The organism is Streptosporangium sp. DT93, from assembly GCF_049844535.1.
Taxonomy (GTDB): Bacteria; Actinomycetota; Actinomycetes; order Streptosporangiales; family Streptosporangiaceae; genus Streptosporangium.
In genome coordinates, this window is record NZ_JBNCLF010000009.1 from 105,007 (window position 1) to 117,861 (window position 12,855).

General features: G+C 71.8%; 12 protein-coding genes. 7 read left to right on the forward strand and 5 right to left on the reverse strand.

Translation table 11 applies throughout. The features are described from left to right. The first annotated feature begins 18 nt into the window (after window positions 1-18). Together ACLQ2R_RS20685 and ACLQ2R_RS20690 are read left to right on the forward strand one after the other, a co-directional pair. The gene (locus ACLQ2R_RS20685; protein WP_386235764.1) at window positions 19-666 is read left to right on the forward strand and encodes a response regulator transcription factor; all 648 of its coding nucleotides are present in this window, start codon (window positions 19-21) and stop codon (window positions 664-666) included. A gap of 169 nt (window positions 667-835) precedes the next feature. Next, window positions 836-2,248: a tetratricopeptide repeat protein gene (locus tag ACLQ2R_RS20690; protein ID WP_425961730.1), complete on the forward strand. Its 1,413-nt coding sequence runs from the start codon at window positions 836-838 to the stop codon at window positions 2,246-2,248. A gap of 46 nt (window positions 2,249-2,294) precedes the next feature. On the opposite strand, the gene ald is transcribed toward ACLQ2R_RS20690, so the two are convergent. Together ald and ACLQ2R_RS20700 are read right to left on the reverse strand one after the other, a co-directional pair. Then, entirely contained in the window at window positions 2,295-3,410 is a 1,116-nt protein-coding gene (ald, locus tag ACLQ2R_RS20695) for an alanine dehydrogenase (protein ID WP_425961731.1), read from the reverse strand. Between the two features lie 111 nt (window positions 3,411-3,521). Continuing rightward, window positions 3,522-4,916, reverse strand: coding sequence for an aspartate aminotransferase family protein (locus ACLQ2R_RS20700; RefSeq protein WP_425961732.1), 1,395 nt, complete (start codon window positions 4,914-4,916; stop codon window positions 3,522-3,524). Window positions 4,917-5,196: 280 nt separating this feature from the next. Here ACLQ2R_RS20700 and ACLQ2R_RS20705 point away from each other — a divergent pair, with 280 nt between their 5' ends. Then, window positions 5,197-6,543, forward strand: a complete 1,347-nt coding sequence (locus ACLQ2R_RS20705) for a M20/M25/M40 family metallo-hydrolase (protein ID WP_425961733.1) — start codon at window positions 5,197-5,199, stop codon at window positions 6,541-6,543. A 67-nt stretch (window positions 6,544-6,610) separates the two neighbouring features. On the opposite strand, the gene ACLQ2R_RS20710 is transcribed toward ACLQ2R_RS20705, so the two are convergent. Next, complete coding sequence (locus ACLQ2R_RS20710) at window positions 6,611-7,135, reverse strand: cysteine dioxygenase (RefSeq protein WP_425961734.1); 525 nt, start codon at window positions 7,133-7,135, stop codon at window positions 6,611-6,613. A gap of 74 nt (window positions 7,136-7,209) precedes the next feature. Between ACLQ2R_RS20710 and ACLQ2R_RS20715 the strand changes: the two genes are divergently transcribed. Beyond that, on the forward strand, window positions 7,210-8,076 hold the full coding sequence (locus tag ACLQ2R_RS20715; RefSeq protein ID WP_425961736.1) for a LysR family transcriptional regulator: 867 nt from the start codon (window positions 7,210-7,212) through the stop codon (window positions 8,074-8,076). Window positions 8,077-8,178: 102 nt separating this feature from the next. Then, window positions 8,179-8,823: a LysE family translocator gene (locus ACLQ2R_RS20720; protein ID WP_425961737.1), complete on the forward strand. Its 645-nt coding sequence runs from the start codon at window positions 8,179-8,181 to the stop codon at window positions 8,821-8,823. Window positions 8,824-8,862: 39 nt separating this feature from the next. Here ACLQ2R_RS20720 and ACLQ2R_RS20725 read toward each other — a convergent pair whose 3' ends face one another. Both ACLQ2R_RS20725 and ACLQ2R_RS20730 read right to left on the reverse strand, forming a co-directional pair. Beyond that, window positions 8,863-9,834, reverse strand: a complete 972-nt coding sequence (locus ACLQ2R_RS20725) for an aldose epimerase family protein (RefSeq protein ID WP_425961739.1) — start codon at window positions 9,832-9,834, stop codon at window positions 8,863-8,865. After that, on the reverse strand, window positions 9,831-10,802 hold the full coding sequence (locus ACLQ2R_RS20730; RefSeq protein ID WP_425961740.1) for a LacI family DNA-binding transcriptional regulator: 972 nt from the start codon (window positions 10,800-10,802) through the stop codon (window positions 9,831-9,833). The genes ACLQ2R_RS20725 and ACLQ2R_RS20730 overlap by 4 nt, the downstream gene beginning before the upstream one ends. Window positions 10,803-11,059: 257 nt before the next feature. Here ACLQ2R_RS20730 and ACLQ2R_RS20735 point away from each other — a divergent pair, with 257 nt between their 5' ends. Both ACLQ2R_RS20735 and ACLQ2R_RS20740 read left to right on the forward strand, forming a co-directional pair. After that, complete coding sequence (locus ACLQ2R_RS20735; protein WP_425961741.1) at window positions 11,060-11,974, forward strand: carbohydrate ABC transporter permease; 915 nt, start codon at window positions 11,060-11,062, stop codon at window positions 11,972-11,974. Then, the gene (locus tag ACLQ2R_RS20740; protein ID WP_425961742.1) at window positions 11,971-12,852 is read left to right on the forward strand and encodes a carbohydrate ABC transporter permease; all 882 of its coding nucleotides are present in this window, start codon (window positions 11,971-11,973) and stop codon (window positions 12,850-12,852) included. Before ACLQ2R_RS20735 ends, ACLQ2R_RS20740 begins: the two co-directional genes overlap by 4 nt. Window positions 12,853-12,855: the final 3 nt, after the last annotated feature.

Here is a 12,855-nt window from a genome sequence, read left to right on the forward strand (position 1 = left end):
GCCCCCGGAGGCGCCCCGATGATCAGGATCGTTCTCGCCGACGACCAGGCGCTCGTCAGGGCCGGGTTCCGCGCCCTGCTGGACGCCCAGCCCGGCATGACCGTGGTGGGCGAGGCCGCGGACGGCGCCCAGGCCCTGCGGCTGGCCGCCGAGAGGCGGCCGGACGTGATCCTGATGGACGTCCGGATGCCCGGCATGGACGGGCTGACCGCCACCCGCGAGATGCCCCCCGGCCCGAAGATCATCATCCTGACCACCTTCGAGCTGGACGAGTACGTCTTCGAGGCCCTGCGCAACGGTGCCAGCGGCTTCCTGGTCAAGGACACCGAACCGGCCGAGCTCATCCAGGCCGTGCGGGTGGTGGCCGCGGGCGACGCCCTGCTCTCCCCGGGCGTGACCCGCCGCCTGATCGCCGAGTACGCCAGCCGCGCCAAGGAGCCGCACCCCACCCGCGACCTCGGCCCGCTCACCGACCGGGAGCGCGAGGTCCTCGCCCTGGTCGGCACCGGCATGACCAACGACGAGATCGCCGGCGCGCTGTTCATGAGCCCCGCCACCGCCAAGACCCACGTGAGCCGGACCATGACGAAGCTCCACGCCCGCGACCGCGCCCAGCTCGTCGTCATCGCCTACGAGTCAGGCCTGGTCCGCCCCGGCTGGTCCTGAGGGCCCGGAGCGCATGCCGGTGCTCCGGGGCGGCGCGGTCTGAGCAGGGTCCCGGCGGGCCGGGAATCGGGCACGGCGCGGAGCGGATGTGACCGATTACCTTCCGTCACCGATCGGTGACGTGTCACTCTGTGATCTGTCGGCTGCGTGCCGTCTGCGAGGAGGGGACATGGAATGGGGGCCTGACGACCCGGGGACGACCGCGGGGCTGATACCCACTCCCCGCAGTTCCGCGCACGAGCACGACACGGACGGCGAGACGGGCCTGCTGCTCGCCGCGCACGGTGGCGACGTGCAGGCCGCCCACCTGCTCGGGCGGCACTTCGCGCAGCGGGGCGACCGTTCGGCGGCCCGGCACTGGTGGGAGCGCGCCGCCGCCGCGGGCAACCTCGACAGCGCCTACAACCTCGGGGTCTGGCACGAGAAGCACGGCAGCCCCGGGGACGCCGCGCGGTGGTACGAGCTGGCGGCCAAGGCCGGTGACGTCGAGGCGGCGGTGAACCTGGCGACGCTCCTGCTGGACCAGCACGGCGACGTCCCGGCCGCCCGCCGGTGGTTCGAGACGGCGGCCAGGGCGGGCTCGCGGGTGGCGGCCAGGCGGCTCGCGCTGGTCTGCGAGGACTGCGGCGAGGCCGAGGCCGCCGGGGAGTGGCACCGCAGGGCCGCGGCGGACGGCGATCTCGCCTCCGCCCACGACCTGGGGTTCCTCGCCTACGCCTCCGGCGAGGAGGACGAGACGCTGCGCTGGTGGGAGCTGGCCGCCCGGGGCGGCCACGCCGACGCGGCCTACCATCTCGGGCTGTTCCTGCAGGCCAACCGGGACCCGGAGGGGGCGGAGGCGTTCTTCCGGCTGGCCGCCAGGAACGAGCATCCCGGGGCCGCGTCCCAGCTCGGCGGGATCGCGCTCTCCCTCGGGGACCTGCGCACCGCCCGCGCCTGGTTCGAGCGCGCGGCCTGCACCGGCCGGATCGACGACCAGCGCACGGCCGGGTTCGTGTGCGTGGAGATGAGCGACCCGCGCGGGGCCAGCCACTGGTTCAGCCGCGCCGCCGCGGGGGGCGACCCCGAGGCGGCCTTCAATTTCGGTCTGCTGCTCATCGCCGAGCACAGCGACATCCAGGGCGGGCAGCACTGGTTCCGCCAGGCGGCACAGGCCGGTCACCACCGGGCCGCGGTGGAGCTGGCCGCGCTGCTGTCGGCCGCGGGTTTCGCCCGCGAGGCCGAGCGCTGGCTCCGCGATCCGCCGTCCCCGCTGTGGGACCGCGCCACCGAGCCCGAGCTGGTCGCCCGCGCCGAGCTGGCCGCCGCCTCCGTCGCCCGGCGGGGCGGCACCCCGCTGAGGGTCTCCGACCTGACCGAGATCCTCGGCACCTGGGATCTCGTCACCCGGCCGCTGCGCGACCACACCGACGTCACGGCCTGGCTGATCGAGCGGAGCGGGCTGCCCCGGGGCGCGATCGAGCACCTGGCCTCCGTACGGGCCGCGCTGCTGCGTCCCGGCGGGGCGCCCTGGCCGGCCCCTGCGGAGATCGAGCACGTCCTGTCCACCGCCCGCGCCCTGCGCACCGCCCGGCCCGCCTGACGGAGCGGGCGGGCCGGGCGGGCGGGCGGTGTCCGGAGAGACGGACTCAGGCGGCGATGACCTCGGAGACCGGCACGTACGGCAGGCCGAGGGCGAGGGCGACCTGCTCGTTGGTGAGCCGCCCGGCGTGGGTGTTGAGGCCCGGCGCGAGGGAGGCGTCCTGCCGCAGCGCGGCCTTCCAGCCGAGCCCGGCCAGCTTGACCGCGTACGGCAGCGTGGCGTTGGTCAGCGCGTAGGTGGAGGTGTTGGGGACCGACCCCGGCATGTTGGCCACGCAGTAGAAGATCGAGTCGTGCACCCGGTAGGTCGGCTCGGCGTGCGTGGTCGGCCGGGAGTCCTCGAAGCAGCCGCCCTGGTCGATCGCGATGTCGACGAGCACGGAGCCCTTCTTCATCCGGGAGACCAGCTCGTTGGAGACCAGCGTCGGGGCCTTGGCGCCGGGGATCAGCACCGCGCCGATGACCAGGTCGGCCTCCAGGACCTCCTTCTCGATCGCGTACGAGGTCGACACGAGGGTCTTCATGCGGCCCTGGTAGATCGCGTCGACGAAGCGCAGGCGGTCGACGTTGAGGTCCAGGACGGTGACGTCGGCCCCCATGCCCACCGCGATCTGGGCGGCGTTGAGGCCGGACACGCCGGCCCCGATGACGACCACCTTGGCGGGGGCCACCCCGGGCACGCCGCCGGGCAGCACGCCGCGCCCGCCGTTGAAGCGCATCAGGTTGTAGGCGCCGACCTGCGGGGCCAGCCGGCCCGCGACCTCCGACATCGGCGCGAGCAGCGGCAGGGTGTTGCCGACCTGGACGGTCTCGTACGCGATGCCGGTCACCTGCCGCTCCAGCAGTGCGGCGGTGCACTCGGGACCGGCCGCGAGGTGCAGGTAGGTGAAGAGCACCTGGCCGGGGCGCATGCGGTGGTACTCCTCCGCGATGGGCTCCTTGACCTTGAGGATCATCTCGGCCTGGCCCCACACCTCGTCGGCGGAGTCGAGGATCTTGGCCCCGGCGAAGAGGTACTCCTCGTCGGACAGGTGCGAGCCCAGTCCCGCGTCACGCTGGACGTAGACCTCGTGGCCATGGCGGACGAGTTCGTGCACGCCGGCCGGGGTGGCGGCGACGCGGTACTCGTGGTTCTTGACCTCGGTGGGAACGCCGATCTTCATTGATCTTCCCTTTCCTGTGTTCGGCACGGTGGGACTCCGAGGGGCGTCAGGCGGTGTCCCGGCCGGATCCGGCGAAGCTGGCGGATCCGGCCGGGGGCACCGGCCCCGCGTTCACAGACGGTTCCACGCCTCCGTCAGCACCGAACGGAGGATGGACTCGATCTCGTCGAACTCCGCCGGGCCGCAGATGAGCGGCGGCGCGAGCTGGATGACCGGGTCGCCCCGGTCGTCGGCGCGGCAGTACAGGCCGGCCTCGTAGAGGGCGCCGGAGAGGAAGCCCCGGATGAGGCGCTCGGACTCCTCGGCACCGAACGTCTCCTTGGTGGTCTTGTCCTTGACCAGCTCGACGCCCCAGAAGTACCCCGAGCCGCGCACGTCGCCCACGATCGGCAGGTCGAGCAGGCGCTCCAGGGTCGAGCGGAAGACCGGCTCGTTGCGGGTGACGTGGCCGAGCAGGTCCTCCCGCTCGAACAGGTCGAGGTTGGCCAGCGCGACGGCCGAGGAGACCGGGTGCCCGCCGAAGGTGTAGCCGTGGGCGAACATCTCGGTGCCGGTCTTGAACGGCTCGAACAGCCGGTCGGAGACGATCATGGCGCCGATCGGCGAGTAGCCGCTGGTCATGCCCTTGGCGCAGGTGATGATGTCGGGGACGTAGTCGAACTTCTGCCCGCCGAACATGGTGCCGAGCCGGCCGAACGCGCAGATGACCTCGTCGGAGACGAGCAGCACATCGTACTCGTCGCAGATCTCGCGCAGCCGCTTGAAGTAGCCGGGCGGCGGCGGGAAGCAGCCGCCGGCGTTCTGCACCGGCTCGACGAAGACGGCGGCCACGGTGTCGGGGCCCTCCATCTCGATGGCGCGGGCGACGCGCTCGGCGGCCCAGAAGCCGTACTGCTCGGGCGTCATGCCGGGCACGCCGGTGATCTCGTCGGCCCGGTAGTGGTTGGTGTTGGGCACCCGGACCGAGCCGGGGACCAGCGGCTCGAACATCTGCTTGAAGGCCGGGATGCCGGTGATCGACAGGGCGCCCTGCGGGGTGCCGTGGTAGGCGATCTGGCGGCTGATGACCTTGTGCTTGAGCGGCCTGCCGGTGATCTTGAAGTAGTGCTTGGCGAGCTTCCAGGCGCTCTCGACGGCCTCGCCGCCCCCGGTGGTGAAGAAGACCCGGTTGAGGTCGCCGGGGGTCTCCGCGGCCAGGCGCTGCGCCAGCTCGACGGCCTTGGGGTGGGCGTAGGACCACAGCGGGAAGAACGCCAGCTCCTGGGCCTGCTTGGCGGCGGCCTCGGCCAGCTCGCTGCGCCCGTGCCCGGCCTGCACCACGAAGAGCCCGGCGAGCCCGTCGAGGTAGCGCTTGCCGCGCACGTCGTAGATGGAGGAGCCCTCACCCCTGACGATCATCGGAACCTCGGCACCCTCGTAAGAGCCGTGCCGGGTGAAGTGCATCCACAGGTTGTCCTGCGCCGCCTTCATGAGCGAGGCGACGTCGGTGTTTTCAGGGTGCGTCATCACGATCTTCCCTCGGTGAGCCGGGCAGCCTACAGTCTGCCCTCCAGAAAGGTTCTTGCCAAGTGAAAGCGTGGTAACGGAGTGCAAGAACCCCGGAATCCGCAAAACTGCCATGTAACAACGACGAAATCCGCGATCGTGCGGGGCGGCGCGCCGGCCCTGCCCGGTCTCCGGTTCCGTTTGGCGGAACCCTGGCGTGCCGACACCGGCCGCGGATACGGACGCCGTGGCCACTGTGGTGCAATGGGACGCACCAGATATCGAGATTCGGGGGAAAGTCGTGACTCCTGACGAGATCGAGACCGCCGTCGCCACCGGCATGGCACAGGCGGTCGCGGACCTCAAGCGACTCGTCGCCATCCCTTCGGTCGCCTTCCCCGGCCATCCGGAGGAGCCGGTCCACGCGGCCGCCGCGCTGACCGAGGAACTGCTGCGGAGCGCCGGCCTGCCCAGCGTCCGGCAGATCCCCGTCGAGGGCAGTTTCCCCGCCGTCTACGCCGAGGCCCCCGCCCCGCCCGGCGCGCCGACCGTGCTGCTGTACGCGCACTACGACGTGCAGCCCAGCGGCGACGTGGCGCTCTGGCGCACCCCGCCCTTCGAGCCGACCGAGGTCGACGGCGCGATCCACGGGCGCGGCGCGGCCGACGACAAGTCGGGCGTCATCGCGCACGTCGCGGCGCTGCGCGCCTTCCAGGGCGACTTCCCGGTGGGCGTCAAGGTCATCATCGAGGGCCAGGAGGAGTACGCGGGCGAGCGCCTGGAGTCCTTCGTCGAGCGCAATCCCGAGCTGTTCCGCGCCGACGCGATCGTGGTCGCCGACTGCGGCAACCCCAAGGTGGGCGACCCCGCGGTGACGACCTCGCTGCGCGGCATGGGGGCCTTCACGATCGAGGTTCGCACCCTCGAGGAGTCGCTGCACAGCGGTTCGTTCGGCGGCGCCGCCCCGGACGCCCTGGCCGCGCTGATCCGGATGCTCGCCGCCCTGCACGACGACCACGGCGACATCCGGGTCCCCGGCCTGCCGCGCGGCAGCTTCCTGGGCACCGGCTCCTCCGAGGAGGACTTCCGGGCCACCGCGGGCGTGCTGGACGGGGTCTCCCTGGTCGGCTCGGGCTCGCTGGCCGACCGGCTGTGGGCCTCGTACGCCATCACGGTCACCGGCCTGGACGTCCCGTCGGTCAGCGGTGCCATCAACGCGGTCCAGGCGGTCGCCAGGGCCCGGGTGACGGTCCGGGTGCCTCCGGCGGGCGACCCCAAGACGACCGTCGAGGCCGTGGTCGACTTCCTGCGGCAGGTCGCCCCCTGGGGCGTGCGGGTCGAGGTCGGCGAGTACACCATGGGCTCGGGTTACCTCGCCGACACCGGCGGCGCCGCCCGCTTCGCGCTGAACCGGGCCATGGAACGTGCCTTCGGCCGCCCGCCGCGCGACGTGGGCGCCGGCGGGTCGATCCCGCTGGTCTCCACCCTGGTCCGCCAGTTCCCGGCCGCCACGATCCTGCTCTTCGGCGCCGAGGACGAGGACGCGGCGATCCACGCCCCGAACGAGCGGGTGAACCTCGCCGAGCTCCACCGCGTCGTCACCGCCGAGGCGCTCTTCCTGCACGAGTACGGCTCCGCGACCGCCTGACGCCCGCTCGCCCGGGGCCGCGTCCAGGACGCGGCCCCGGGCGGAGGGGCGGGGGGGGCGAGGGGGTTCAGCGGACGGGCAGGTCGTAGGCGCGGCGGACGCTGGTGGGGGCGGCGCTCAGGTCGGCGCCGTAGACGTGCAGCGAGATCGCGGTCTCGTCGCCCGTGTTGTGCACCCGGTGGATGTCCCCGGGAGGGGCGAAGCCGCTGACGTCGCCGGTCAGGTTGGCGGTCCGGCCGATCTCGGTCAGGTGGTCGCCGTTGTCGCGGTAGAGGGTCTCGTACTCCACGCCCTGAAGGACCCCGAACACGCACCAGGCGATGTGGTCGTGGATCACCGTCTTCTGGCCGGGCCGCCAGACCACGGCGACGATCGAGAAGTTCTCCTCGGTGTGCAGGGTGTGCGCGACGTAGTGATCGGGGTCGCCGAGGCGCTCGGTCTCGGTGAGGATCTCCGCGGACGGCAGCCGTTCACGCAGCAGACCGGCCACGGCGAAGGCGGTGGCCCGGGAGTCGGCGGAGGGGGCGGCGAGCGGCCTGACTCCCTCGACCAACTCGGCCAGGCCCGGGCGGGTGAGCGTGGACGTCGTCATACGTCCAGCATGCTCCGGACGATCCATAACGTCCAATGTGCATTTTTCGTCTGATCCATCGATAAAGTTAATATATGCTGGATATCGTGCGTCTCCGGGTCCTCGCGGCCGTGGCCCGGCACGGCTCGGTGACCGCCGCGGCCAGGGAGCTGCACTACTCCCAGCCCTCGGTCAGCCACCATCTCGCCAAGCTGGAGGCCGAGACCGGCGCCAAGCTGATCCAGCGGGCCGGGCGGGGCATCCGGCTGACCGAGGCGGGCCGCCTGCTGGCCGAGCGCGCCACCGAGATCATCGGCCGTATCGACTCCGCGTCCGCCGAGCTGTCGGCCCACGTGGGCCTGCGCGCCGGACGGGTCAGGCTGGCCGCCTTCCCCTCGGCCCTGGGGACGTTCGTGCCCCGGGCCGCCGCCGCCCTCGCGGAGGGGCACCCCGGCCTGGAGCTGCGGCTGAGCGAGACCGAACCCCCCGAGGGGCTGCGCATGCTCCGCGCGGGCTACGTGGACGTGGCGGTCATCTTCCGCTACGACGACACCGCCCCCGAGGACGACGGCATCCGCCTGCTCCCCCTGCTGGACGATCCCAGCTTCCTGGTCACCTCCGGCCCCGCGGGCGATCTGGTCTCCCACCGCGGATCCCGCTGGATCGGGGGCTGCGACCGGTGCCGCAGCCACCTGCTGGACCTGTGCGAGAGGGCGGGCTTCGAGCCGGAGATCGCCTTCACGACCGACGACGTCGTCGCCGTCCAGGCCCTGGTCGCCGCCGGGGTCGGGGTGACCGTCCTGCCCGGCCTCGCCCTGCGGGCCCACCGGCACCCGGAGGTCACCGCGATCGAGCTGCCGGGCTCCACCCGCCGCGTCTACGCCGCCACCTACGGCGAGCCCCCCGACCCCCCGGCCACCACCGCCCTGCTGGCCGCCCTGACCTCGGTGACGCGCCCCTGACGCCCCGCCCCCCGGTCCCGGCGCGGTCCCGGCGCGGTCCCGGCCTGATCCCGGCCGGAAAATGCGAGGCGACGCCCGAGCGGGGGAGCCTACGATCCGGGTATGCCGGATCCGACAGTCCTCGCGCTCTTCGCCGCCGCCACCCTGGCCCTGCTGCTCGTCCCCGGGCCCGCGGTCCTCTACATCGTGACCCGCAGCGTCGCGCAGGGCCGCTCGGCCGGCCTGGTGTCGGTGCTGGGCGTCCACCTGGGCTCGCTGCTCCACGTGGCCGCCGCCGCGCTGGGCGTCAGCGCCCTGCTGGCGACCTCGGCGACCGCGTTCACGGTCGTCAAGTACCTCGGCGCGGCCTACCTGATCTGGCTGGGCGTGCGGAGGCTGACCGCCCGGCCGCAGGAGGGCGAGGCCGTCGAGGTGCCGGTCGCCGGCGGGTCCCGGCTGTTCTGGGAGGGCTTCGTGGTCAACGTGCTCAACCCGAAGACCGCGCTCTTCTTCCTCGCCTTCCTGCCGCAGTTCACCGACCCGGCCGCCGGGCCGATCGCCCCGCAGGTCGTGCTGCTCGGCCTGATCTGGACCCTGCTCGGCCTGGCCAGCGACGGCGCCTACGCCCTGCTCGCCTCGGCCATGGCCGGTCGCCTGCGCCGCTCGGTCCGCGCGCGCCGCCGGCTGGACGTCACCGGCGGCGTCGTCTACCTCGGCCTGGGCGCCGTCGCGGCCCTCGGTGGCGAGAGCGCGACGGCCAGGGCCTGACCCGGACTCCACGGCCCGGCGCGAGCCGGGGTCTCCGGGTCAGGAGAAGCGGTAGGTGGTCGAGGAGGTGAACTCCTCGCCGGGGCGCAGCACCACCGAGGGGAAGTCCGGCCGGTTGGGCGAGTCGGGGAAGTGCTGGGTCTCCAGGCACAGGCCCGCGTGCCTGCCGTAGGCGGTGGCGACGCCGTCCAGCATGTTGCCGGTGTAGAACTGCACGCCGGGCTCGGTGGTGGTGACCGTCATGACCAGCCCGCCGGTCGGCTCGACGACCTCGATGGAGGCACCGCTCCCACGGTCGGCGCGCAGCACGTAGCAGTGGTCGTAGCCGTTCCCCAGCGCCGGGTCGTCGATCCGCTCGCCGATGCGGTGCGGCACGGTGAAGTCGAACGGGGTGCCGGCGACCGGGGCGAGCTCCCCGGTCGGGATGAGCGTGTCGTCCACCGGCAGGTAGTGGTCGGCGTCCAGGCGGACCACGTGCCCCAGCACGTCGCCGCCCCCGGCGAGGTTGAAGTAGGAGTGGTTGGTCAGGTTCAGCACGGTCGGCGCGTCGGTGACCGCCCGGTAGTCCATCCGGACGGCGTCCTCGTCCACCGTGTAGGTGACCGAGGCGTCGAGCGTGCCGGGGTAGCCCTCCTCGCCGTCGGGGCTGACGTGGCGCAGCGTCACCGACGTGCCGGAGACGTCGGCGACCTGCCAGACGCGCCTGTCGAAGCCGTACGTCCCGCCGTGCAGGCTGTTGGGGCCGTTGTTGACCGGCAGCTCGTAGGAGCGGCCGTCGAGGGTGAAGCGCCCGCCCGCGATGCGGTTGCCGTACCGGCCGACCACGGCGCCGAAGTAGCGGCTGCGCGTGAAGTAGTCGGCGAGGTCGGGGTAGCCGAGGACCACGTTGGTCCCGGAGACCTCCAGGGTCTGCAGGATCGCGCCGTAGCTGAGGATCGAGGCGCGCAGGCGCCCCTTCGACAGCACGTGCCGCTCGACCGGCTCACCCGACGGGGTCGTTCCGACATTCATTTTGGGGCCTCTCCGGTGGATTCGCGGACGACCAGGCTGGTCTCCAGGGTGGCCAGGGTGGGCGTGGCGCCGTCGCCGAAGGAGTGCAGCAGCAGGTCGACGGCCATCCGCCCGGCGGCGGCCGTGGGCATGGCCACGGTGGTGAGTTTGGGGCGGTTCAGCCGGCCGGACACGATGTCGTCGACGCCGACCACGCTGATCTCGCCGGGGACGCGCACGCCCCGTTCGTACAGGCCCTCGATGAGTCCTATGGCGACCAGGTCGTTGTAGGCGAGCACGCCGGTGACCCCCGAGGCGAGCACCTCGGCGGCGGCGGCGAGGCCGCCGCGCTCGGTGGGCGCGTTCGGGCCGAGGATCACGACCTCGACACCCTCGGCGGCGGTCGCGGCGCCGCACATCTCACCGCTGGTCCACGAGCCGGTGGGGCCGGACAGCAGCGCGATCCTGCGGTGGCCGAGCCCGGCCAGGTGCTCGATCGCGTGCCGGGCGCCCTGGCCGATGTCCATCAGTATCGTCGGCATGCCCTTCACCCGCCGGTTGACCACCACGAACGGCACGTCGGCGTGCAGGCGTTCTATCACCCGGTTGGACAGGCGGGGACTGCAGAGCAGCACCCCGTCCACCTGCTTGGCGAGGGTCTGGATAAGCTCCTCCTCGACCTGCGGGTCCTCGTCGGTGTCGGCCACGAACACGTGGTAGTCACGCGCCCTGGCGTGTGCCTGGGCGGCTTTGATCAGCGGCGGGAAGAAGGGGTTGGAGATGTCGGCGACGATGAGGCCGATGTTGTGGGTCCTGCCGGTGGTGAGCGCGCGCGCCGCGCGGTTGGGCCGGTAACCGAGATCCTCGGCGACGGCCAGGACGCGGTTGCGGGTCTCGGTGTTCACCAGGTGCGGCGCGGAGAAGGTGCGGGAGACGGTCGAGACGTGCACTCCCGACGCCCGCGCCACGTCCCTGATCGTCGCTGCCACCGCACTCCTCCGTCACGGCCCGTGTACGGGCCCTGCAGAACATTAGTGCAAGCGGTTGTATCACTGTCAACGTTCCCATCTCACGGTTTTCCCGCCGTGTCGCCCTCCCCCCGGCCCGCTGAAATTTACAAATATCGAAAAATATGCAGATAAGACCTTGTTTACCAAATTGAGCCCTTGACGTTGCCAGGAGATGTCCGCAATGTTTCATGCAACCGGTTGCAGCCTCTGAGCCGACCTGGAAGGAGTTGCCGGCCATGGCGATCACCACGGCGGAGCGGCGCACGCGCCGCCGTTCGGGCCGCGCCGCCAGGACCCCCTACCTGCTGATCGCCCCCGCGGTGGTCGCGATGCTGGGCTTTCTCGTCTACCCCATGGCCAGTGTCGTCTACTACAGCCTCCAGCACTACAACGTCACCACACCGTGGGACAACGGCTTCGCGGGTCTGGACAACTTCCGCAGTCTCCTGTTCGAGGACCCGCTGTTCTGGCAGAGCCTCGGCTTCAGCGCCAGATGGGTCGGCGTCGAGGTCGCCCTGCAACTGGTCCTCGGCCTGGCCCTGGCGCTGATCGTCAACGAGAGCTTCGTCGGCCGCGGGCTGGCCCGCGCGACCGTCTTCTCCCCCTGGGCCGTCTCCGGGGTGCTCACCACCGGTATCTGGATCCTGCTCTACAACCCGACGACCGGTCTGTCGCGCTACCTCGCCGACCTGGGACTCATGCGCTACGGGGCCGCGCCGCTGGCCGACCCCGACACGGTCTTCTGGGCCGCGGTGCTCGCCGAGCTCTGGCGCGGGGTCCCGTTCTTCGCGATCCTGCTCCTTGCCGACCTGCAGAGCATCTCCAGGGAACTCTACGAGGCGGCCTCGGTGGACGGGGCCTCGCGCCTGCGCAGGTTCGCGCACATCACGCTCCCCCACCTCAAGGACGCCATCATCCTGTCCACGCTGCTGCGCTGCGTGTGGGAGTTCAACAACGTCGACCTGCTCTACACGCTGACCGGCGGCGGCCCCGCGCACGCGACCACCACGCTGCCGCTGTACGTGGCCGCCAAGGCCGTGCAGTCCCACGACTTCGGGTACGGCTCCGCGCTGACGACCGCCGCGTTCCTGATCCTCACCTTCTTCTCGATCGCCTACCTGCGGCTGAGCAGGTTCGGAGCGACGTCATGACCCTCCAGACGGCCGGACGACCGCGCCTGGCCCCGCCCGCCCCCGCGCCGCGGACCGGGCGGAAGGACGCGCGGCGGGGGCGCCGGTGGGAGATCTGGGTCCCCCTGGGGCTGTACCTGGTGTTCACGCTGGTGCCCTTCTACTGGATGCTGGTGTTCGCGTTCCGCCCGCGGGGATCGACCTCGCTGCTGCCCTGGCCGATCACGTTCGAGAACTTCGCGACGGTCTGGAATGACATGAGCTTCGCGATCTTCTTCAAGAACAGCCTGATGGTCGGCGTCGCCTCGCTGGTGACGACCACGGTCGTCGCCCTGGCCGGCGGCTACGCCCTGGCCAGGTACGCGTTCCGCGGCCGGAGACTGTTCATGATCGCGATGCTCTGCACGCAGTTCATCCCCGGCGCGATGATGCTGATCCCGCTCTTCGAGATCTTCCGTACCCTCGGCCTGGTCAACTCGCTGTGGAGCCTGGTGATCGCCGAGAGCGTCTTCCAGCTCCCGCTCTCGCTCATCCTCATCAGCGGCTTCATCAGGAACGTCCCGGTGGAGCTGGAGCAGGCCGCCTGGGTCGACGGGTGCGGCCGGCTGCGCGGCTTCCTCGCGGTCGTGCTGCCGCTGCTGCGCCCGGCGCTGGTCGCGGTCGGCTCGTTCGCCTTCATCCACAGCTGGAACAACTTCCTGTTCGCGCTGATGTTCATCAGCGAGCAGGAGAAGTTCACGGTGCCGGTCGGCCTGGCGTACACGCTGGGCGAGTTCAGCGTCGACTTCGGCGCCCTGGCCGCGGGCGGCGTCGTGGCCGCCGTGCCGGTGGTGCTGGTCTTCGCGGTGATCCAGCGCTACCTGGTGCAGGGTCTGTCGGCCGGGGCGGTGAAGGGATGACGC